This is a genomic window from Neobacillus sp. OS1-32 (assembly GCF_030915425.1).
GTDB classification, from domain to species: domain Bacteria; phylum Bacillota; class Bacilli; order Bacillales; family Cytobacillaceae; genus Neobacillus; species Neobacillus paridis.
The window spans coordinates 391519-412718 of the sequence record NZ_CP133263.1 but is presented as its reverse complement, the minus strand read 5'-3'; the positions used below and the strand labels follow the sequence as shown (position 1 = coordinate 412718).

Genomic DNA, 21200 nt, shown 5'->3' with positions numbered 1-21200 from the left:
TAGTTATTTTTTTTATATATTCTCTCACTAGTGTTGCATAAAAAGTATCGGAATTTTCAGTTAAAATATTTCACCCTTTTAGGGCCAAAAAGATAAATACCCATTTAAAGGTGGCTCTGTCCATTTGGAAATTTATTTACAGTTAAACCTGAAGACCTGTGGGACGACAACAAATTTGCTTATTAAGGAACAGCTTTTCCTTCAATCTTTCGAAGCCAAATATGCGCCGGTTTCCATAGTGCAGCCCTTAAATATCGGCTAATTTGTAGGATTTTTCGACTACTTTTTAATTCAATTTGCGCTAGAACATGTAGGCAAAAAACAATGAGTGCAATGAACACTTGATTCTGAATCGCCCATTCGCTTTGACCGTAAAACTTTTTTATGCTGAGGTGCTGTTTGATCCATTTGAAAAATAATTCAATGGCCCAGCGTGATTTGTACATCTCTGAAATTTCATCAGCTTCCAAATCGAAACGGTTGGTGATTAAATGGAGCTCATTTCCTTTTGAATCCAGAACTTTTATCAGTCGAAAATAATTTTCAGCACGATTTTGTGTGGTTCCAATCAACACCATTTGGTCCGATAAAACAGAAGAATTTTCCGGTAGTTTAAAGTTGTAAACTTCCCGTATAACAGCGTTCTTACGTAACCTTGAAAGAAAAAAGTAACCATCATCGGTCATGCGGTCAAAACGTTCGTAATCTAAGTAACCACGGTCGAACACATACATGCATTCTTTGTCATCTACCATGATTTCAAGCTGGCCACGATCATGTTCTTTTGCCGTAGTCATAACGGCTTTTTCCGGGTAAGAAGTGCCTTTTTCCATAAATACAAGCCGCAAATGCAGTTTTACTCCAGCCTTTGTTTTGCGGAATTTTGCCCATTTATGATTCGTCAAATTGAGTGGCAAGGTACTTGAATCGATGATTTTTAATGGCATCACAAGTTTTGTGTAATGTGTTTTGACATGAATTTGGGACACCAAATCAAGAAAAAGCCTTTGGAATAGATCAGGATTCATCCCATTTAAACGGCGTGACAGCTGAGAAATACTAATAGAATCAAGGTCAATTTCCTTTTGAAGCTGATCATCGAAAAGGTAATCTCCAAGCGCATGAAGGCTTTCCACTTCTTGTAGCTGCGCAAAAAGAAGTAATTTTAGGAACGACTCCGTCGTTAATTTCTTTGTATAGTAATCTAATTTCATCGTTTTCACCTGTTCCTCAAATAATTGAAGATTTATTGGTGAAAACCATTGTCCAAATGAAGTTTTTCGTGTAATCTTGTCCATGAGCTAGTCCTTTTATATTGGATTTGGACGGATTACCACCTGACCTATCCATTATAAAGGACTTTTTCTTTGCAGAAAATAATAAAATTAAACATTTCGAGTATTCCTAATAGTGAAATTAAATTAATGCAACACTAGTGATATTCTCTTAAAACATTCAACTCATTATCATTTAGATTATCAGTTCTGTAAGAGCAATACAAATTTTGTATTTCTTTTAATGCTCTTAAAAAATCTAATGCTAAAACTTTAGGTGAGACAATAACAGAGTTTTTTTCTTTTTGAGGGTAAACCATAATATGCACATCTTCATCAATCATTTTGAAAGTAAGTTGCTTATTATAAGTATACCCATAATCTCTAAAACTCACTTGTTTCCCTTTTGTAAGCAAATTCAAAATTGCTTCACTCATATCTTGTAATAACATAAAATGATGCATGGTATAAAATTCACAAATATTTTGATTATCATAATCAAATTCAATCAATGCATCAAACTCACATATATTCGACCAATGGATCTCACCTCTTTTTATATCGTCAAGTGAATGATCTTCATCCAAAATAGTAATTCTTATCATATCATATATCCCTTTAGTAGTTTTGTAATAGAGTTTAATCATTTTAATGCTGTGTTCTTTTAGATGTTCTCATTCTTTTCGATATAAAAAAACACCCCTTTAGCATATCCAAAGAGGTGTTTCTTCGCAACTTTTTTATTAACACCGCAACTTTATTTCAAAGCTACATTCTCCACACATTTCACTATCTTATAAACCGCATTTTAGTTGTGCACCACAGTTCGTGCAGGTATTACAGCCGCCAATTTCCTCGACTTCTCCTTTGCGGCAGACAGGGCATGTATTGCCCACCTCAGAGCCAATTGTTACATCTGTTGAACGAAGGTCGGTAATCGTATCGACTAGTACGACATGCTGCATCTCCTTCTCGTCAAAGATTGATAATTGCTCATTGGTGTTTTCTTCTGCCTTCAGAGTTAATACCTGAGTATCACGCGATCCATCAACATAAACTGTACCGCCCTTGGCACCGCCGCGATATAAGCGTTGGTAAACTTTTTCAACCTGTTCCACACTGTATCCTTTTGGTGCGTTAACCGTCTTACTAATTGAACTGTCAATCCAGCGCTGGATGACACATTGAACATCAGCATGTGCTTCCGGAGACAGCTCCATTGCCGTTACAAACCATTTTGGCAGGTTTTCGGGATCCGCTTCCGGATGGCGGTCTAAGTATTCTTGTACGATATCGGCCTTTACTTCGATAAACTTTCCGAGACGACCGCTGCGGAAGTAAGAAAAGGAAAAATATGGTTCCAGTCCTGTGGAAACGCCAACCATTGTACCAGTACTTCCAGTTGGAGCAACGGTTAGCAAATGGGAATTTCTAATCCCATTTTCCAAAATCGCTTGACGAATATCTTCCGGCATCTTTTTCATATATCCTGTTTCGATAAATGCTTGGCGTAAGCGGTTTGTTTCATCTGGAGTTTCACCTGTTAAGAATGGGAAGCTTCCTTTCTCTTTTGCCAATTCAATCGAAGTACGGTATGCTGTCGTCGCAATGGTTTCAAATACTTGATCAACCAGTTTATTACCCTCAGGTGAGCCGTACTCCGTTTCGCAATAGATTAACAGGTCATGTAAGCCCATGACACCAAGACCAACACGGCGCTCACCTAGCGCTTGCTTTTTGTTTTCCTCTAAGAAGTAAGGTGTAGCGTTGATGACGTTATCCTGCATACGGACTCCAACGGCTACAGTCTTCTTTAATTTCTCGTAATTTACCGTTTTCTTTTCCTTGTCTGCCATTTCTGCCAGATTCACAGCAGCAAGGTTGCAGACTGAAAATGGTGCGAGTGGTTGTTCACCACACGGATTTGTTGCGACGACTTGTTGTCCGTATGCTTTGGCATTCGTCATGTCGTTGGCATTATCAATAAAGAAGATCCCTGGTTCTGCTGAGTAGGTAGCACAAATGTTAATTAAGTTCCACAGTTGCGTTGCCTTAATCTTCTTGTAAACACGGACTTTGTGTCCGAGTTTTTCCCATTCTCGGACATCGCCGATTTGGTGCCATTCTTCATTATAAATCTTCATTTCCGCGTCATCGTATTGTTCGACATATGGGAAACGAAGTTCATATTCACCATCATTTTCAACGGCTTCCATAAATTCTTTCGTCAGGCAAACCGAGATGTTTGCGCCTGTCAGGAATTCCGGGTTGTGGACAGAATAATTTCCTCCGTCCTTCAGTTTTTCTTCAGCTTCTTCGATAATTTCTTCAGAAAAGCCACCATTTCCAGGAAAGTCCTTGTAACGGACAATTCCTTCATACATCTCTCTTTCCTTCTCTGTCAACGGTGTAAATTTCAACTTATCCTTTGCCAGCTTTTTAATGGTATCATCATTCGTGTGTTCAATTAAAAACCGTAAAATTCTCGGATTTTGCATCTTCGAAATAATAAATTCAATAATATCCGGATGCCAGTCCGCCAGCATAATCATTTGCGCACCCCTGCGACTTCCACCCTGCTCAACCAAGTGCGTTAGTTTTGCGATGTCATCGAGCCAGGATACCGAGCCGGATGACTTGCCGTTTACGCCGCGGGCTAGTGTGTTTCTTGGCCGCAGTGTTGAGCCGTTTGTGCCGACACCGCCGCCGCGGCTCATAATTTCCATGACCTGTTTCCGGTGGTCGGAAATTCCTTCACGTGAATCGGCAACAAAAGGCATGACATAACAGTTAAAATAGGTTACTTCGGTGTCAGCCCCAGCACCATAAAGAACGCGTCCTGCCGGAATAAAGTTCAAACTGACAAGCTCTTGATAGAACTTCTCGGTCCATTCTTTCCGCTTCTCTTCGGTTTCCTCAACCGCAGCAAGGCCTGTAGCCACACGCCGGGCAATCTGTTCATAGAAGAGCTCGAGCGGTTTTTCAATCACGTCAAACGACCGCAAAATAACTCCTGTTTTGGCTTCTTCCGGATCATCCAACACTCCTCTGAATTCCTCTTCAATCAAAACTTTGGCTTTTTTCTTTTCCCAATCGATTTCCAAGATCGTTCCTAAACCTCGTGCCGGAAATTTTGGGTCCTCTTTTACCGTTAAAACAACAAAATCGCCATTCGAAAGGGTTATTTTTTCAGTATCTTTAAAGGTGTAACGATCCAACATGACTAATCTTGATACACCCTTGTGGGTTATTTTCATATCCGGGGTAATCGGATGTACCTGAGGAAATAAACGGATATCCTCATTCAACCTTTCAAAATCAATATTCAATTTTTGTCTAAACACAACAGACATGAGAACAACTCCTTCTAAAAATAAAATCTATTGTTTCCTGTTAGATTCTCGTCTGATTTTGCTAAATCTAGTTGCTTTGATATACATAACGTACCATATTAGCTCGGAAAAAATCAATATATTGTGTTAAATAAATTTAAATAGCCACTATATATTGTATGTCGAGCAAAAAACATTCATTTTGTCAAACTCAAAATTAAATAGATTTCAGAGAAAATAAAAGCTTTATCAAAGTTATTTACCAAAAACGACGAAATTTAACAAATTTCGCAGGTTGATTCTTTTTTTACATAAAAACATAAAAAAACGGCAAACGCCGTTCATCATACCATACCTATCTTCTAAAATTCCAGTCATCCGATTCATAGCGATTATGCGCCAGGCTATGAACATAATCTAATTCTTTTTCAGATAGTTGAAATGGTTCAAGATCAATATTTAGCCCTTCGGTAAAACCTTTGGAGAAGGCTTGCTTTGCTTCCTCCAATGAAATTTTTCTTGGACTGATTTCGTTGATCGGAACTGCCTTATCCTTAAACGATCGTTTCATTCGCTCCTTTATCCGCTTACTTGGATATTTGAATAAACTGAATAGCTTATCCTCATCTAAGTCCAGTAGGATGGAACCATGCTGAAGAATAACGCCCTTTTGCCTTGTTTGTGCACTACCGGCAACCTTCCTGCCTTCAACGACAAGCTCATACCAGCTCGGCGCATCAAAGCAAACCGCTGATCGTGGATTTTCCAGTGCATCCCGTTCTTCCATTGTTTTTGGAACGGCAAAATAGGCTTCTAAACCCAAATAATGAAAACCTTTTAAGATCCCTTCGGAAATGACCCGGTAGGCCTCTGTTACTGTCTTAGGCATATTGGGATGCTCCTCCGATACAACGACACTATATGTAAGCTCATGCTCATGGAGGACACCCCTACCGCCGGTTGGCCTTCTGACAAAACCAAGTCGATATCGTTTAACAGCATCCATGTCTATTTCCTTGTCAACCTTTTGAAAATAACCAATTGATAGGGTTGCCGGATTCCACCCGTAAAAGCGGATCACCGGCGGTATTTTTCCTTCACTGTGCCAGTTAAGTAAAGCTTCATCCAAGGCCATATTAAAAGCTGGTGAACAGCTTCCTGAATCAATAAAATACCAAATTTCTTTTCCCATCCAAAAACCCCGTTTACCCAAATTTTTTTCGTTTTTTAGTCTATCAAAAATAGAAGCTAAAGCAAAATATCTTGTATTTGGTATAATTTTACCCACATTATTTTTCATCATTGTTCTTTATCTTTAGGAGAATGACTTATATAATAAAAACTAGTGTAGTAATGCTTGAAAGGAGAAAAAAAATTGAGTTCATTCTATGTTTTATTAATTATTTTGGCCGCCCTCATTATTTACACCGTTTTCAATTATTTCTATCAAAAGAAAATCGTTAAGACGGTTACCGAAGAGGAGTTCCGAAAAGGGTATAGAAAGGCACAGCTCATCGATGTTCGTGAACCAAACGAGTTTGATGCCGGTCATATTTTAGGAGCACGCAACATTCCAATGTCACAGCTCAAAATGCGAATGAAGGAAATTCGTCCAGACCTCCCGGTTTATTTATATTGCCAAAGTGGGATGCGCAGTGCCCGAGCGGCGCAATTTTTATACAAAAAAGGCTATAAAGATCTAACCCAACTGCAAGGCGGATTTAAAAAGTGGACAGGCAAGGTTAAAGCAAAAAAATAAATTCTCATATAATTAGGCTCTGATACAGGGCTCTCTTATTTTTCGAAGAAAAAGGGATGATTCACTAGCGAATCACCCCTTTTTCTGTTTTATGCTTGGTAGCGCAAAATGGGCTTCCGGGCTGCAGTTGTTTCGTCTAGTCGGCCGACAACCGTTGTATGTGGTGCCTCTTGAACCATTTCTGGATTTTCCTCTGCCTCTTTGGCAATTTGAATCATCGCCTTAATAAAGGAATCAAGTGTTTCTTTCGATTCCGTTTCAGTCGGTTCAATCATGATACATTCTTCCACATTTAATGGGAAGTAAATGGTTGGCGGATGATAACCAAAGTCTAACAAACGTTTGGCAATATCCAGCGTCCGGACCCCCAATTTTTTCTGACGCCTGCCGCTTAACACAAACTCATGCTTACAATGTCTGTCAAATGGCAGATCGTAATAGTCAGCCAGCCTTCTCATCATATAGTTGGCATTTAACACCGCATATTCAGTGACAGCCTTCAATCCGTCAGGTCCCATTGAACGAATATACGTATAGGCACGAACGTTAATGCCGAAGTTCCCATAAAAAGGCTTCACCCGGCCGATGGATTGCGGACGGTCATAATCAAGCACGTACTGTTCCCCCTGTTTTGTTACAAGCGGTTTAGGGAGAAATGGAATCAAGTCAGCCTTAACGCCTACAGGGCCTGAACCAGGACCTCCACCGCCATGTGGACCGGTAAAGGTTTTATGAAGATTTAAGTGAACGACATCAAAGCCCATGTCCCCTGGTCTTGCTTTTGAAAGAACAGCGTTCAAGTTCGCCCCGTCATAATACACCTTTCCTCCAGCGGCGTGGACAATCTCGGCAATTTCAACAATATGCTCTTCAAACAATCCAAGCGTATTGGGATTGGTCAGCATTAATGCGGCGGTATCTTCACCCACGACCCTGCGCAAATCCTCCAAGTCCACAAGGCCCTTGTCGTTAGATTTAACGGTAATCGTTTCAAATCCGGCTACCGTGGCGGAAGCAGGGTTGGTTCCGTGTGCCGAGTCAGGGATAATCACTTTTGTACGCTTCCCATCCCCATTTGCTTCATGGTAAGCCCGAATTAACATTAAACCCGTCCATTCTCCATGAGCACCGGCAGCCGGTTGCAATGTTACCTCGTCCATACCGGTAATTTCTTTCAAGTGCTGCTGCAGATCATACATCAGTTCAAGTGCCCCTTGGACAGAGCTCTCATCCTGAAGCGGATGAATATGGGCAAACCCGTTCAAGCGGGCAACATTTTCATTGATTTTTGGATTGTATTTCATGGTACAGGAGCCTAATGGATAAAAGCCTGAATCCAAGCCGTGATTTCTTTTTGATAGAGCGGTATAGTGACGCATGATATCAAGTTCAGATACCTCTGGAAGATTAGGCTCTTCTTCACGCAGATAACCTTCAGGAAGAAGACCATTTAGCTCTGTTTCCGGAACATCCATTTCCGGAAGACTGTATCCAATTCGACCCGGTGTGCTAAGTTCAAAAATCAGCTTCTGATCTTGATTATGCATGCATATCCCCCAATTCTCTTACTAAAGTATCAATCTCTTCCTTCGTTCTTTGCTCTGTCACAGCAATTAACATGTGATGAACCAAATCCGGATAATCACGGCCTAAATCATAACCGCCAATGATCCCTTCGTGCAGCAGTTTTTGATTGATTTCTTTAACTGGACGATTTAACTTAATCACAAATTCATTAAAGCTATGGCCATCATATACTACTTCAAAGCCGGCTTGTTTAAAAGCATTTTTGGCGTAGTGGGCCTTTTGCAGGTTGGCAGCGGCGATTTCGCGAATCCCCTTTTTACCAAGTGCAGTCATGGCAACAGCAGCAGCCAGGGCATTTAACGCTTGGTTGGAACAGATATTAGATGTTGCCTTATCACGACGGATATGCTGCTCCCGCGCCTGAAGCGTCAATACAAAGCCGCGACGCCCTGCTTCATCCGTTGTCTGGCCGACAAGGCGTCCTGGAACCTTGCGCATTAACTTGCTGGTGACAGCAAAATATCCGCAATGCGGACCGCCAAAAGCGGTTGGAATTCCGAGAGGCTGAGCATCGCCAACAACGATATCAGCACCAAACTTGCCAGGAGGTGTTAACACGCCTAATGATAATGGATTGGAAGAAACAACAAACAGCGCTTTATGTTCGTGGATCACTTCCTCCAGTTCTTTTAACGGCTCAATTCTTCCGAAAAAGTTGGGATATTGAAGGATTACTGCAGCAACATCCCTTTTGACCAATTTCTTTAACGCCTCTACATCTGTTATCCCATTGTGAACAGGAACTTCAACCACATCAAGATATTGACCCTTTGCATATGTTTTTAAAACATCACGATATTCCGGATGAACAGCGCTGGAAACAACGATCGTTTTGCGCTTTGTATGGCCTGCGCTTAACATCGCCGCTTCGGCAAGGGCAGTGCCGCCATCATACATCGAGGAATTTGCCACTTCCATTCCGGTTAATTCACAGATCATCGTTTGGAATTCAAAAATAGCTTGAAGCTCCCCTTGCGATATTTCCGGTTGATATGGTGTATATGCCGTATAAAATTCAGACCTTGAGAGAACATGATCAACAATCACTGGAATATAATGGTCGTAAACCCCGGCTCCGAGGAATGAGACATTTTCTTTTAGATCGGCATTCCGATTGGCCAGCTTAAACAGTTCTTTCATTAAACCCGTCTCAGATTTAGCCGGCTTAATATTGTATTGCCCCTTGAATTTAACTTTTTCCGGAATATCGCTGAATAGGTCATCGATACTGGAAACACCAATGGTTTCAAGCATATCCTTTTGATCTTGTTCAGTCATCGGTAAATAACGATGTTTCATGCTTCTGCCCCCTTCTGTTATTTCTTTTCCCTTTTATAAAAAGGTGCTGAAATGATTTTGGCTTTTAATTTTTTTCCACGAATTTCCACTTCTATTTCAGTATCAAGCTGCGCATACTCCGAAGAGATCAGAGCAAGCCCAATATTTTTCTTTAAAGTTGGTGACTGGGTTCCGGTAGTAACCTCGCCAATCCGCTCCTCGTCTTTATAGACAGCGTAACCGTGACGCGGGATACCGCGATCAATCATTTCAATCCCGACAATTTTTCTTGACAGACCGTTTTCTTTTTGTTTCACCAAGGCGGCTTTGCCAATAAAATCGGTTTCTTTATTTAACTTCACGGCAAACCCAATGCCGGCCTCAAGCGGGGAAATTTCCGCTGATAGTTCTTGACCATAAAGTGGTAAGTTTGCTTCAAATCGTAACGTATCCCGGGCACCTAAGCCGCACGGGACAACCCCTTCCTCCTTACCCGCTGCCAGAATGGCGTGCCAAATTTCAACCACGTCATTGGCGTCGCAATAAACCTCAAAGCCGTCTTCTCCGGTGTAACCAGTTCTGGAAACAAGTGCCTTTTTCCCAGCGATGTCAACGTTTTGGCGAAACTTGAAAAAGCCGATGGTGTTTAATTCCGATGTCGTCAGCTTTTGAAGAACTTTCTCTGCCAGAGGTCCTTGAAGGGCTACCTGAGCAGTGGTTTCAGATAGGTTCTTGAGCGTCACATTACCTTCCAAATGCTTATTAAGCCACTCGTAATCCTTTTCCAGATTTGCAGCATTAACAACCAGAAGGTAGTGTTCATCTTCCAATTTGTAGACAAGCAGGTCGTCAACTGTTCCGCCGGTTTCATAACACATTGCTGTATATTGTGCAGCACCATTATTCACCTTGGAAATATCGTTTGTCATCATCTTCTGTAAATAAGCTAAGCTGTCAGAACCCTTGACCTCAATTTCCCCCATATGAGAAACATCAAATAAACCAGCTCTGGCGCGGACAGCTTCATGTTCTTCTTTTATGCTGGAAAATTGGACAGGAAGCTCCCAGCCGCCAAAGTCGATCGTTTTTCCTCCGTATTCCTTATAAACAGGAAACAGCGGAGTACGTTTTAATTCTGCCATCACGAAATCCCCCTTTTTTCCGATGATCGTATAATGAAATAACCTCTTATAAAAGAGATAATTACCCTATTCAATAGAACTTTAGCCAAAAAAAGACAGAGTTCCCCCTTTATTATAAATAAGGGAGTCTCTGTCCTTTTACCTGAAAGTTTAACCTAAATGGCTTTCCCCTTGGGTAGCTGCCTAAAGCAGCACTCTCCAGAGTTGCGTCAAACAAGAGTTCTTTTGCCTGAGAGATTCACAAGAATTGCTTGCTCCTTCGGCGCTACAAAAGTAGTCTCTCCCCTTGTTGTCATTCGCATATATAAAATTTTCCAATTGGGTCATACTATATGTACTAAAAAAAATTCCAGGTTATTTTCAAATATTTTAAACATTCTAATGCTAACATCATCCTACCATTAAGCAGCATATTGAGCAAACATTTTTTCGGAAAAGAGGCTGAAAACAATGAAGGTAGAAATTGAATTTGATTCCTCCTGGCAGGATGATTTTTTGGAAAAAATAGACGATGACGGTCCATGGGGAGATTGGAACCTTTTTAAACTTGCTATTGAAGCGGAAAAACACTTAATCATCCCGGAATTTGAAGGCTTACAGGCACCAAAGCACCTGCCTAATTTAACTCCTCTTCCCCATCAAGTCGAAACCGCCAAACAAGTCATTGAAAACATGAATGGCAAAGCAATCCTTGCGGATGAAGTCGGACTAGGAAAAACAATCGAAGCAGGGCTGATTTTAAAAGAATACATGATCCGCGGATTAGTCAAAAAAGTGTTAATTCTTGTCCCCGCTTCGCTTGTCACCCAATGGGGCCAAGAACTCAACAGCAAGTTTTTTATCCCGGCTGTTACACAGAAAAAAAGCTATGTTTGGGAGCAATGCGATGTGGTGGTTTCCTCGATTGATACAGCTAAACGAAGTCCTCATCGGGATATAATTTATCAACAGGATTATGACTTAATTATTATCGATGAAGCTCACAAACTGAAAAATAATAAGACAAAAAACTACGAATTTGTGCAAAATCTTAAAAAGAAATTTTGCTTACTGTTGACTGCTACCCCGATTCAAAATAGAGTAGAGGAAATTTTTAACCTTGTTTCGCTGCTAAAGCCGGGGCACTTAGGCAGTGAAACGGCCTTTTATGAAAAATATAAGCGGGATTCCCGTTCTTTAAATGATAATGAGCATTTAAAAGAATTAGTCAATAAAGTCATGATTCGCAACCGCCGTGCGGATACGGGAATTGAATGGACGAAGCGGCATGTTGAAACGATTGCGATTGAATTCAGTTCAAGCGAACGGGAATTATATGAAGCCATTTGCAGTTTAAAAAATGAAGGTGATTGGCTGCAAACGAGTGCTTTTTCGGTGATGACCCTGCAGCGGGAAGCTTGCAGCAGCAGAGAAGCCGTTTTTTATACATTAAAAAATATGCTCCAGAAAAGGGAAAACCCTTCAGTGGCCTTTCAACAGCAAATCGAGCTTTTAATCAAAAAAGTTGAAGCGGTACAAACAAACTCAAAAGCAGATAAAGCGTTGGAATTGATCCAAAATATTCATGATAAGGTGATCATTTTCACAGAATACCGCGCCACCCAATTGTACCTTCAATGGTACTTAAAACAACATGGTATCACCTCTGTTCCTTTTCGCGGCGGATTTAAGCGCGGTAAGAAGGATTGGATGCGCGAGCTTTTTCAAAAGCAGGCCCAGGTGTTGATTGCCACAGAAGCAGGTGGTGAGGGAATCAATTTGCAATTTTGCCATCATATTATCAACTTTGACTTACCTTGGAATCCAATGAGGCTGGAACAGCGGATTGGCCGAATCCACCGCCTTGGCCAGGAAAAAGATGTGAAAATCTATAATTTTGCGATAAAAGACACGGTTGAAGAACATATATTAAAACTGCTTTATGAAAAAATCGAGTTATTTGAGCGGGTGATTGGCGAACTAAATGAGATTTTAACAAAGCTTGGCATTGGGAATATTGAGGAACACTTGATTGATATATTTGGTGAGTCCAGTTCAGAAGGTGAAATGAGAATCAAGATGGAAAATCTATCTTCGATGATTGAATTTGCCGATAGTATGAAGCAGGGAGGATCACAACATGCAGCAGCAGGAAATACATAACTTTCTTTTACAATATTTTCAGGCTAACGATTGCCCCATTCTGGAAAACAAACCCGGCTACATAACGGTCCAGTTAACCGTCAAACTGGATAAAGAGCTGATGAATCGTCCGTTCTATTGGCATTATTTAGAAAAGACCGGTGGTATCCCCAACCCTATGAAGCTGACTTTGATAACCGATCATAATGCAGCGCCGGATCATCTTAAAGGGGAATCTATTCATTTTGGTTCACCACGGCTGCACCAGATATTTGCTTCTACTAAAAATTTAGCCAAATATATTCGTTTATATGAAAATCATCAGCAAGGAAAACAGCAAACACCGCTATTGCCCTGGTTATGCATGAATGTGAAAATTTCCTATCAATGTGATCGGAAACGCGATCAGTTCCGATCAATTGGTCTCCAGCTTATTCATGGTGCCCTAGTGGAAAATTTTCATGATCGTCTGTTGCAAATACCGTTAACACCTAAGATACCTGACTATTCCTTTACCATATCGCCATTAATAAAGCCAAAAAGCGGCATTGTCCGAATTGAAAAATACCTAAAATCACTGATTATGGAGGATGACCATACATGGGCAAAGGAAGCGAAACAGCGCTGGGAACAAGATTTGCGCCTTCTCGATCACTTCTATGAAGATATCGAAGGAGAAAATGAAAACTACGAAACAGAAAAACAAGCACTCCAAGAACAGTATGAACCCAAAATAAAAATCTCTTTCATCAATGGCGGCCTCTTTTACTTAACAGAAAAACTGATCTAAAGGCGGTGTCAGGCACCAATCAGACTTTGCAGGGGTGCCTGACACCCTAGTTTTTTGTCAACTACAAAAATTTCGGCAAAAATAATTTATTTTTTTAAAAATAAAGAAGGAAAAAGGAGAATAGTGTCGAATAAGAACAAGGACAAAATAATAAAGGTGGTGTTTCCGATTGTAAGTGAAATTGAAATGTTAGCTGACCGAATCATTTCGGATGCAGCAAGAAACCAGGCGACAGATATTCACATTATTCCTCGCAAGACCGATACACTAGTGCAAATCCGTTTAAACAACAAACTCATTCCCCGATTATCACTGCCAAAAGCTGAATGCAACAAACTCATTTCCCACTTTAAATTTACAGCCAATATGGATATCGGTGAACGCAGACGCCCGCAAAGCGGTGCGATTGTTTGCAATGTAAACGGACAACTAATCGGCCTGAGATTATCCACACTTCCTTCAAACAACAGCGAAAGCCTCGTGATCCGCCTGTTACCGCAGCAGGAACAAATCCCTTTTCACCAGCTCTCACTCTTTCCGGCAATGACGCGCAAATTATTAGCCCTGCTCAAGCATGCCCATGGGTTAATCATCTTCACCGGGCCAACCGGATCCGGTAAAACGACAACCTTGTACTCGTTATTAAACGAAACTGCACACCTCTTTCATCGTAATGTCATTACACTCGAAGACCCGGTTGAAAAAAACTATGATTCCGTTCTGCAAGTCCAAGTGAATGAAAAAGCTGGTGTTACCTATGCAGCCGGCTTAAAAGCAATTCTCCGTCATGACCCGGACATTATTATGGTGGGGGAAATCAGGGATGCGGAAACAGCAAAAATTGCCGTAAGAGCTGCGTTGACTGGCCATTTGGTACTCAGTACGATGCATACGCGAGATGCAAGAGGCGCGGTATTCCGCCTCCATGAATTTGGGATCAACTGGCTGGAGGTAGAGCAAACATTAATCGCGATTACGGCTCAAAGATTAGTGGAATTGACTTGTCCATATTGTGAAGGCGAGTGTTCACCACATTGTTATTCAAGCGGCAGATGGAAACGCGCAAGTGTATTTGAACTTTTATCGGGGAGAAATTTAACCGCAACGATGAGAGCAGCGAAGGGGGAACCAGTCAAAGTAAAATATAAGACGTTAAAAGAAGTGATCAAGAAAGGCATTGCGCTAGGTTACATTCAAGAATCTGAATATGAGCGGCTGGTGTATGATGATGAAGAAACGTAAATGGTCGGTAAATGAGCAGGCGAGTTTCTTAAAAAGAATCGGCGAGCTGCTTGCAAGAGGTTATCCAATCGCTGATGCAATTGAATCGATTTCTTTGCATTTACCGGCTTATCGCAAGCTGGAATTACAGGATTGTTTAAGAAAATTACGGAAGGGACTTCCATTTCATGAGGTCCTGCAAGCACTGGGTTTTCATCAAGACTTAATCGGATATATCTACTTTGCCGAACGGCATGGCAGCTTTGCCGAGGCACTTCAAGAGGGCAGCAGCCTCGCATTATTAAAAGATCGGGATTTAAAAAGATTATTAAAAATGCTGCAATATCCGATTTTACTCATAATTATTACCTGCTTTCTTTTTATCTTTGTGCAGAACACCTTACTTCCCAAGTTTACCGGTCTATTTTCATCTTTAGGCCTGGAAGTGAATTTCTTCACAAAAGTCATTTATGCTTTTGGCAAATATTTTCCGATCGGTATGGAATTGCTTCTTGCCCTCCTGTTGTTAACAGCAATCTACTATTATGGCAGCTTCCGAAAATTACCTATTTTAAAGCAGCGCGCACTGCTTTCCCGCCTCCCTATGATCGGCAGGATCCTCAAATTGCTGTTTACCCACTACTTTTCCATTCAATTAAGCTTTCTGTTATCCGCTGGAATATCCGTTTCCGAAGCACTGATCTTGTTTGAACAAAATAAAAAACAGCCTTTTTACAGTGCACTAGGCAAGGAAATAAAAAGAAAACTGGTTACCGGTGAAAAATTAGAATCAATTTTGGGATCATTCCACTTCTTAGAATCTGAATTTCCAATGATCGTGAAACACGGTCAAGAGAATGGAAAATTGGAACAGGAATTATTATTTTTCAGCAGGCACTGTATCAGCGTCATGGAGGAGCTGATCGAAAAATGGATAAGAGCCATCCAGCCAATCCTATATTTACTTATCGGCTTCCTGATTGTATCGATGTATTTAGCGATTCTTTTACCCATGTTTCATTTATTAGATGGGATTTAATGACTGGAGGTACTGAAAATGAAGACAAAATTATTCAGGAATGAAAAAGGTTTTACTTTAATCGAAATGATGATCGTCATGCTGATCATTTCCATCCTGTTAATCATCACAATTCCAAACGTCGCCAAACATAACTCCAACATCAATAAAAAAGGCTGTGAGGCCTACGTTAAAATGGTTGAGGCAGAAGTCCAGGCATATCAAATGGACAAACATAAAATTCCATCACTTCAAGATCTAAAATCAGATGGTTACTTAAAAGATACCCAAGGATGCCCGGACGGTCATGAAATAGTCATTGATGGAGAAGGCAACGTCACGGTAAAAAATCAAGCATCTGGTTCTTAAAATGGAAAAACAGAAAGGATTTACGCTAGTTGAGGCATTATTCGTCCTCTCCATCTTTATGATTATTTCTTTGGTAACCGTCTTTTCCTTAAAACCACAGCAGTCTGTGGTGGAAGATGAGGCGTTTTTAACGCAATTACAATCAGACCTCTATTTTGCCCAAAATTATGCAATCGCCCACCAGCATCAGGTCTTGATTATTTTTCTCCCTAGCCAATATAAATACACAATTTCTGAACGTACAGAACTGCCGCCTTTTTTAGTAAGAAGCTATTCAAAAAGTATCTATCTTACTGAAGGCTCCCTTCCATTAACAATCAAATTCCTGCCCAATGGCAATGTAAGTGATTTTGGTTCCATCCTGATTCATACTAAAAATAACAAATATAAGTTAACCTTTTTGATTGGCAGGGGACGTTTTTATGTTAAAGAACAATAAAGGATTTTTTTTGCTTGAACTGTTATTATCCTTGGCAGCCGTGTTCATGATTGGCATCTATTTGATTCCGCTTTTTATCGATCTAAGGGAGCAATCGATAAATCTGGAGATGGAGAAAAAGGCGCGGCAAATCATGTATGAAGAACTTCAGGCAAAACTCAATGACTCACAAGCCTACACAAGTGGATCGCTTAGTCAAAACGGCGTCAATTACCAAATTCATTGGAACGATAGTAACGAAAACGGCCCAAAGGAGGTTTGCGTAAGCGCTGATGGAAAAACACGTCACAGCAAAATTGAAGTTTGCGGCAAACTCGAATGAAAATGCCTTTACATTAGTCGAGGCGCTGTTTGCTTTATCTATTTTTTCGATTATTGTGTTTTTGCTGGCACCGATTTTTCAAATCATTCTTGATCATCGGGATAACCAAATCAGACTGCAGGAGATGGAATGGGAAGTTTTTTGCAGCCAGTTAAAAAAAGAAATTCGTTTATCAACCGAGGCAAAAGTCGAGTCTGGCCAATTGATCCTCACAAAAGGCAAGGATTCGATTATTTATGAAAAATACGAAACGAATTTACGCAGACGTGTAAATTTTACCGGTCATGAAGTTGTGCTGCAAAATGTATCACAGCACGCCTTCGAATTATTAAATAATGCTGTAAAAGTAACCGTTAAAAATAATTTAGGAAAGGAATATTCTGTTATTGCCTTTTCATTAGTCGATTGGAAGACGGACCCATGAAAAAAAATGAGAAAGGATTTACTTATCCCTTAACCTTATGTCTATTGATTGTTTTTTTACTATTTTTTTCAATGAATGTTGGGCGATTACTATTTGAACGAAAAGTAGCTCATGAAACCGAAACCATTTTACAGCAGGAATATTATTATCTATCCACGGTGAAGAAAATAGAAAAAACCATTGAGGCAACAGGGTCCATACCGAAAAACGGGAAAATATCCTATCAAGAAGGCGTTATGGATTACAAAACGGAATTACCCACAGGTGACAGTCAAAAGGTGAATTTCACTCTTCGCCTTCATTCCGGTATAACGGCTTATGGCAGCGGGGTTTTTGATCTGCAAACGATGAAATTAATAAAATGGACAGAGTTGCAATAGGTTGTTTTGAGATTAGAAAGCCTGGATATACTTTTAATGTATTCATAAAGGCAGGTGTTTCTAATGAAAACGAATGATTATATAAAATATATGACCCAAACTCTTGTTAAATATGCCGATCAACCGCGAGAAGAACGAAAAAGACAGCGGCTTGAACGAAAACAAATGAAAGGTTCATTTTGGTACCGCTGGTTCGGGATTCTTCCATATGTTCTTTATTCCGCAGTAAGGCGAAAACGAAACTTTAAATAAAGTGAAACTTCCATCAGTGGGGGCTTTCTTCATCCCCCACCTAGATTCCTTGTAGACTTGTACTATCGAGGTGGGGCTCTCACTGCCCGTTAAGGCGGGATAAAATGTATAGAATCCCAAGGGAACTGTGACCCTTGGGGTTATTTTGATTCATTTTTCTAATTTTAACACCCAATTGTTACAATCTAGCGACAGCAAATGTGAACATTTTCTAAACATATAGTGTTAATATTGTAAACCGCATTCCTTCTTTACTTCTCCTGTATTATAATGTGTATTATTAAAGGTGGCCTGAGGTGAGACAGATGGAACAAACATTAAAGATTACTAACGTTTTGTCAGATCCAACACGATACTACATTTATCAGTATATTACGAAACGTCATAAAGAAGTGACAGTTCAAGAAGTAGCGGATAATTTTAATATCCACCCGAATGTGGCGCGGTTGCATCTATCAAAACTTGAAGATGTCAATATGCTTGTATCAGAAACGAAGAAAACCGGAAAAGGCGGAAGACCCAGCAGATTATATCGTTTATCCGACGACGTGATCCAACTTCATTTCCCATTCCGTGATTACATGTTGTTATCAAAGGTAGCTATCCAAACAATGCTAACACTTGGAGAGGCTGGAAAGCAGGCGCTTTTTTTAACAGGGAAACGATTTGGCGCTGAATTAATTGAACAAGAAAAGGCAAAAAGATCACTGAGTGATGAATTAAACTTTGATGAAAAGTTAAGTTTATTACAAAATGCTGCTACCCTAGCTGGCTTCTACCCTGAATTTGAAGCCAACGGTGATAAAACAAAAATTTATTTTCAAATTTTTAATTGCCCATTTAAAGAAGTGGCAGAAGAGCACGAAACAGTTTGCAGCATGCACCAAGAATTCCTCAAGGGCATGTTTGAAGTCTTATTCGATTCTGTCCAATTGGTTGAAAAAGAAAATATCATTTCTGGATGCGAAACTTGCTCCTATCAAGCACTTGTAACAAACTAATACGAAACCATTATTTACATTCTGCCGACTTTTACTTTATAATATTGTATTGATGGTATCGTAGGGTAAAAGGAGGGGATACATATGGATCGCATGTTTAGAGTTTGTGGTTTCTGGACAGGCATTTTTACGGTCATGTTTTTTCTAGGTGGTATGGATAAAACAGCCATGCTTTTCTTAGCTCAAACTGGTTTCTTTGTCCTGCTAAGCTATCTAAAACTTTCTGAGCGTATGTATATGTATGTGTTTGGGGCCTATCTGACCATTTTCTTTGCGGGCTTCACATACTGGACTACGTTCATGATGCCATTGGGTGGACAGTAAGAAAAGCGGAAGCGCCTTGGTTATCGCCGTACAAACTGGAGGGGCTTCGACTGAGATAAAGGAAACACGATAAACGAAGTAAATCGATGTTGACTTATCGTAGGGAGGAGACCTGAAGTTTGCTAGGCGATAGGCGCTGGAGCTGGACAATTTTCTGACTCGAAAGTTGTATTTCTTTAGTGCTAAAAACGTTGGATAATACTTCCGACGTTTTTTATTTTATTCATCAAACAAACAAGCACTTATTTTCTTTAATCCTTTTTGCTGGATAACAATCTGAAAATAGGAACTGATTCCACCGGGCATAATTAGGCTGCGAATCGCCCTGTTTCGCCTGCTCACTTCTGAAAACGGGTTCGGGTCATAATGATCCTCTAATTCCTTTAAAATTCCGGCTTTTAACAAAAATTCATCCTGTCTCAGCTTTGTTACAAATTGCAGATTGAGGTCGTTACCTTTTTGAATCAAATGATCAATATGGATATGGCTGGTAATATCCATTTCACCGGGATGCAGAAGCACGTTATCAATCAGCTGATGCTGATAAAACCCTCTTAAGCTCCCTCTCGCTCTCCGCGGATCCATCCATTCCTCTCTTGTATAACCATAATCCGCCGTCACCACTATTCCTCTTATCAAAGCTGAGGCAATTTGTTGCAGCATATCGTTCATTGCTAGGGGAATCTCCAGCCGTTGCCGTTCTAGTAAATAAATTTGATTTTCCTGCAAAAAAGAAATAATCTCTTGATTTGTTAAAGGCACTTTATGTTCAATTAGCTGATCAGCTTTCATCCCAATCATGATTTCAAACAGCTGGGCATTTTCTTTTTCAATGACATGGACCGGTAATGCATCAAAAAGCTCATTAGAAAAAATCATCCCCTCCATTGAATTCAAATCAGCTAAACGTTCATATTGAGAAACGAATGGAAATGGTTCTAACAATTCTTTTTGCAGCATTCGATGATAGGGACTGGTCTCAATGATTATGTATTGTATGGGTGTTTTGATCGTGGCTGTCCACTCTTGCAAAAATGCATGTGCAAAGCGGCCATTACCGGCACCAATCTCGCAAAAATAATAGGGAATCTTCGTCTTTTTACACAGGGCAGCAAACCACTTAGCCATCAATCTTCCATAGACATCAGAAATATTACTGGTAGTAATAAAATCTCCTTGGCGGCCTATTTTTTGTTTTGCTTTCATATAATAGCCGTATTCCGGATGATAGAGGGCTGCGGACATGAAGTCAGCATAGGTTATTAAATGACCGGGTGAATCTAAAATTAACTTTTCTAAATAGGGAATCATACATACTCCTTTTTACATTAACACTATTGACATAGTGAAAACTTTATTATATTGTAAATGTAGTAGCTTAACAATATCCCCTCCCATTACATGAATAGAACATCCCCCAGAAAAGCCCTTCACATAAGAAGGGCTTTTCTATTGGCAGTTTGGTCCTATCAGATTGCAGGAGTCTTAGCGATCCTCTTTATAAAAAACCATTCAAGAACGGATTGCTATCCATTTCCGCGGCAATCGTAGTCACTCCCCCATGACCAGGTAATACATACGTTTCCTCCGGAAGTGTTAAAAGTTTATCATGAATACTCTTCAACAACATCGATTGATTTCCGCCCGGCAAATCGGTACGGCCGATACTGCCTTGAAACAAGGCATCCCCCGCGATGACGACTCCTTCATTCTCAAAATAATATGAGACACTTCCTGGTGAATGGCCTGGTGTATGAAAAACCGTCATCGTAAAGTCAGCAATTTTCATTTTCCCTTCATTTTGAATCAGCTGATCAGCAGGATTCACTTTAATAGGTTCGATCACAGAAAAAAACTGCGATCCATTTAAAGCTGGGTCCAAAAGCCATTTTTCCTCCTGTTTATGAACATAAACTGGAATATGGTACGTTTCGCGAATTTCTTCTACAGCACCGATATGATCAAAATGAGCATGGGTTAATAATATTGCTAACGGTTTTAAGCTTCTGGATTGAAGTAAACTGATCAGTTTCTTCGCTTCACCGCCCGGATCGAAGATTAAACACGAGCGATCAGGATTCTCGACGATATAGCAATTTGTTTGTAAGCTCCCTAAGGGAAGTTGTTGCCATTTCATGAACGGTACCTCCAAATTGGAATGACGATA

General features: G+C 40.3%; 22 protein-coding genes and 1 riboswitch. Of the genes, 13 read left to right on the top strand and 9 right to left on the bottom strand.

The features are described 5' to 3' along the window. Positions 1-182: 182 nt before the first annotated feature. The 4 genes from RCG24_RS02140 to RCG24_RS02125 form a co-directional block, all read right to left on the bottom strand. Positions 183-1298 (bottom strand): IS4 family transposase, encoded by a 1116-nt coding sequence (locus tag RCG24_RS02140; RefSeq protein WP_308077077.1) that lies wholly within the window; start codon positions 1296-1298, stop codon positions 183-185. 134 nt (positions 1299-1432) lie between these two features. Beyond that, positions 1433-1879 carry a hypothetical protein gene (locus RCG24_RS02135; RefSeq protein WP_308078204.1) on the bottom strand — a complete coding sequence of 149 codons (447 nt, stop codon included), beginning with the start codon at positions 1877-1879 and terminating at the stop codon, positions 1433-1435. 189 nt (positions 1880-2068) lie between these two features. Next, positions 2069-4627 carry a vitamin B12-dependent ribonucleotide reductase gene (locus tag RCG24_RS02130; protein ID WP_308078203.1) on the bottom strand — a complete coding sequence of 853 codons (2559 nt, stop codon included), beginning with the start codon at positions 4625-4627 and terminating at the stop codon, positions 2069-2071. A gap of 334 nt (positions 4628-4961) precedes the next feature. Continuing rightward, positions 4962-5798: a lipoate--protein ligase family protein gene (locus tag RCG24_RS02125; protein WP_202652629.1), complete on the bottom strand. Its 837-nt coding sequence runs from the start codon at positions 5796-5798 to the stop codon at positions 4962-4964. A gap of 183 nt (positions 5799-5981) precedes the next feature. Between RCG24_RS02125 and RCG24_RS02120 the strand changes: the two genes are divergently transcribed. After that, entirely contained in the window at positions 5982-6365 is a 384-nt protein-coding gene (locus RCG24_RS02120) for a rhodanese-like domain-containing protein (protein WP_308078202.1), read from the top strand. An 89-nt stretch (positions 6366-6454) separates the two neighbouring features. On the opposite strand, the gene gcvPB is transcribed toward RCG24_RS02120, so the two are convergent. From gcvPB to gcvT, 3 genes are read right to left on the bottom strand one after another with little or no spacing between them, the layout of a single operon-like run. Next, positions 6455-7912: an aminomethyl-transferring glycine dehydrogenase subunit GcvPB gene (gene gcvPB / locus RCG24_RS02115; RefSeq protein ID WP_308078201.1), complete on the bottom strand. Its 1458-nt coding sequence runs from the start codon at positions 7910-7912 to the stop codon at positions 6455-6457. Beyond that, positions 7905-9251: an aminomethyl-transferring glycine dehydrogenase subunit GcvPA gene (gene gcvPA / locus RCG24_RS02110; protein WP_308078200.1), complete on the bottom strand. Its 1347-nt coding sequence runs from the start codon at positions 9249-9251 to the stop codon at positions 7905-7907. Before gcvPA ends, gcvPB begins: the two co-directional genes overlap by 8 nt. Before the next feature lie 17 nt (positions 9252-9268). Further along, positions 9269-10372: a glycine cleavage system aminomethyltransferase GcvT gene (gcvT, locus tag RCG24_RS02105; RefSeq protein ID WP_308078199.1), complete on the bottom strand. Its 1104-nt coding sequence runs from the start codon at positions 10370-10372 to the stop codon at positions 9269-9271. A 207-nt stretch (positions 10373-10579) separates the two neighbouring features. Then, positions 10580-10668: riboswitch (glycine riboswitch) on the bottom strand. A gap of 154 nt (positions 10669-10822) precedes the next feature. Here gcvT and RCG24_RS02100 point away from each other — a divergent pair. The 12 genes from RCG24_RS02100 to RCG24_RS02045 all read left to right on the top strand — a co-directional run bounded on the left by RCG24_RS02100 (position 10823) and on the right by RCG24_RS02045 (position 19033). Beyond that, positions 10823-12514, top strand: coding sequence for a DEAD/DEAH box helicase (locus tag RCG24_RS02100; protein ID WP_308078198.1), 1692 nt, complete (start codon positions 10823-10825; stop codon positions 12512-12514). Further along, positions 12492-13283 (top strand): YqhG family protein, encoded by a 792-nt coding sequence (locus RCG24_RS02095; protein WP_308078197.1) that lies wholly within the window; start codon positions 12492-12494, stop codon positions 13281-13283. Before RCG24_RS02100 ends, RCG24_RS02095 begins: the two co-directional genes overlap by 23 nt. A gap of 186 nt (positions 13284-13469) precedes the next feature. Continuing rightward, positions 13470-14525 carry a competence type IV pilus ATPase ComGA gene (comGA, locus tag RCG24_RS02090; protein WP_308079088.1) on the top strand — a complete coding sequence of 352 codons (1056 nt, stop codon included), beginning with the start codon at positions 13470-13472 and terminating at the stop codon, positions 14523-14525. Next, entirely contained in the window at positions 14506-15543 is a 1038-nt protein-coding gene (gene comGB, locus RCG24_RS02085; RefSeq protein ID WP_308078196.1) for a competence type IV pilus assembly protein ComGB, read from the top strand. Before comGA ends, comGB begins: the two co-directional genes overlap by 20 nt. A gap of 18 nt (positions 15544-15561) precedes the next feature. Further along, complete coding sequence (gene comGC, locus RCG24_RS02080) at positions 15562-15891, top strand: competence type IV pilus major pilin ComGC (RefSeq protein ID WP_308078195.1); 330 nt, start codon at positions 15562-15564, stop codon at positions 15889-15891. Position 15892: 1 nt separating this feature from the next. Next, positions 15893-16330 (top strand): competence type IV pilus minor pilin ComGD, encoded by a 438-nt coding sequence (gene comGD / locus RCG24_RS02075; RefSeq protein ID WP_308078194.1) that lies wholly within the window; start codon positions 15893-15895, stop codon positions 16328-16330. Then, positions 16314-16652 (top strand): hypothetical protein, encoded by a 339-nt coding sequence (locus RCG24_RS02070; RefSeq protein ID WP_308078193.1) that lies wholly within the window; start codon positions 16314-16316, stop codon positions 16650-16652. Before comGD ends, RCG24_RS02070 begins: the two co-directional genes overlap by 17 nt. Continuing rightward, the gene (gene comGF / locus RCG24_RS02065) at positions 16603-17076 is read left to right on the top strand and encodes a competence type IV pilus minor pilin ComGF (RefSeq protein WP_308078192.1); all 474 of its coding nucleotides are present in this window, start codon (positions 16603-16605) and stop codon (positions 17074-17076) included. The genes RCG24_RS02070 and comGF overlap by 50 nt, the downstream gene beginning before the upstream one ends. A gap of 71 nt (positions 17077-17147) precedes the next feature. Then, positions 17148-17456 (top strand): competence type IV pilus minor pilin ComGG, encoded by a 309-nt coding sequence (gene comGG / locus RCG24_RS02060; RefSeq protein ID WP_308078191.1) that lies wholly within the window; start codon positions 17148-17150, stop codon positions 17454-17456. Between the two features lie 63 nt (positions 17457-17519). Continuing rightward, complete coding sequence (locus RCG24_RS02055) at positions 17520-17708, top strand: YqzE family protein (protein ID WP_202652603.1); 189 nt, start codon at positions 17520-17522, stop codon at positions 17706-17708. 305 nt (positions 17709-18013) lie between these two features. Continuing rightward, positions 18014-18709 (top strand): helix-turn-helix transcriptional regulator, encoded by a 696-nt coding sequence (locus RCG24_RS02050; RefSeq protein WP_202652736.1) that lies wholly within the window; start codon positions 18014-18016, stop codon positions 18707-18709. Between the two features lie 84 nt (positions 18710-18793). Beyond that, positions 18794-19033, top strand: a complete 240-nt coding sequence (locus RCG24_RS02045; protein ID WP_202652601.1) for a DUF2626 domain-containing protein — start codon at positions 18794-18796, stop codon at positions 19031-19033. Positions 19034-19252: 219 nt separating this feature from the next. Here the strand turns inward: RCG24_RS02045 and RCG24_RS02040 are convergent, their stop codons facing one another. Together RCG24_RS02040 and RCG24_RS02035 are read right to left on the bottom strand one after the other, a co-directional pair. Further along, positions 19253-20344 carry a class I SAM-dependent methyltransferase gene (locus tag RCG24_RS02040; RefSeq protein ID WP_308078190.1) on the bottom strand — a complete coding sequence of 364 codons (1092 nt, stop codon included), beginning with the start codon at positions 20342-20344 and terminating at the stop codon, positions 19253-19255. Between the two features lie 187 nt (positions 20345-20531). Then, on the bottom strand, positions 20532-21170 hold the full coding sequence (locus RCG24_RS02035) for an MBL fold metallo-hydrolase (RefSeq protein WP_202652597.1): 639 nt from the start codon (positions 21168-21170) through the stop codon (positions 20532-20534). Between the last annotated feature and the right edge of the window lie 30 nt (positions 21171-21200).

Coding starts and splice junctions, on each gene's coding strand:
- RCG24_RS02140 (WP_308077077.1), bottom strand. CDS start 1,298: ATGGACAAGATTACACGAAAAACTTCATTTGGACAATGGTTTTCACCA.
- RCG24_RS02135 (WP_308078204.1), bottom strand. CDS start 1,879: ATGATAAGAATTACTATTTTGGATGAAGATCATTCACTTGACGATATA.
- RCG24_RS02130 (WP_308078203.1), bottom strand. CDS start 4,627: ATGTCTGTTGTGTTTAGACAAAAATTGAATATTGATTTTGAAAGGTTG.
- RCG24_RS02125 (WP_202652629.1), bottom strand. CDS start 5,798: ATGGGAAAAGAAATTTGGTATTTTATTGATTCAGGAAGCTGTTCACCA.
- gcvPB (WP_308078201.1), bottom strand. CDS start 7,912: ATGCATAATCAAGATCAGAAGCTGATTTTTGAACTTAGCACACCGGGT.
- gcvPA (WP_308078200.1), bottom strand. CDS start 9,251: ATGAAACATCGTTATTTACCGATGACTGAACAAGATCAAAAGGATATG.
- gcvT (WP_308078199.1), bottom strand. CDS start 10,372: ATGGCAGAATTAAAACGTACTCCGCTGTTTCCTGTTTATAAGGAATAC.
- RCG24_RS02100 (WP_308078198.1), top strand. CDS start 10,823: ATGAAGGTAGAAATTGAATTTGATTCCTCCTGGCAGGATGATTTTTTG.
- RCG24_RS02095 (WP_308078197.1), top strand. CDS start 12,492: ATGCAGCAGCAGGAAATACATAACTTTCTTTTACAATATTTTCAGGCT.
- comGA (WP_308079088.1), top strand. CDS start 13,470: ATGTTAGCTGACCGAATCATTTCGGATGCAGCAAGAAACCAGGCGACA.
- comGB (WP_308078196.1), top strand. CDS start 14,506: ATGATGATGAAGAAACGTAAATGGTCGGTAAATGAGCAGGCGAGTTTC.
- comGC (WP_308078195.1), top strand. CDS start 15,562: ATGAAGACAAAATTATTCAGGAATGAAAAAGGTTTTACTTTAATCGAA.
- comGD (WP_308078194.1), top strand. CDS start 15,893: ATGGAAAAACAGAAAGGATTTACGCTAGTTGAGGCATTATTCGTCCTC.
- RCG24_RS02070 (WP_308078193.1), top strand. CDS start 16,314: ATGTTAAAGAACAATAAAGGATTTTTTTTGCTTGAACTGTTATTATCC.
- comGF (WP_308078192.1), top strand. CDS start 16,603: ATGGAAAAACACGTCACAGCAAAATTGAAGTTTGCGGCAAACTCGAAT.
- comGG (WP_308078191.1), top strand. CDS start 17,148: ATGAATGTTGGGCGATTACTATTTGAACGAAAAGTAGCTCATGAAACC.
- RCG24_RS02055 (WP_202652603.1), top strand. CDS start 17,520: ATGAAAACGAATGATTATATAAAATATATGACCCAAACTCTTGTTAAA.
- RCG24_RS02050 (WP_202652736.1), top strand. CDS start 18,014: ATGGAACAAACATTAAAGATTACTAACGTTTTGTCAGATCCAACACGA.
- RCG24_RS02045 (WP_202652601.1), top strand. CDS start 18,794: ATGGATCGCATGTTTAGAGTTTGTGGTTTCTGGACAGGCATTTTTACG.
- RCG24_RS02040 (WP_308078190.1), bottom strand. CDS start 20,344: ATGATTCCCTATTTAGAAAAGTTAATTTTAGATTCACCCGGTCATTTA.
- RCG24_RS02035 (WP_202652597.1), bottom strand. CDS start 21,170: ATGAAATGGCAACAACTTCCCTTAGGGAGCTTACAAACAAATTGCTAT.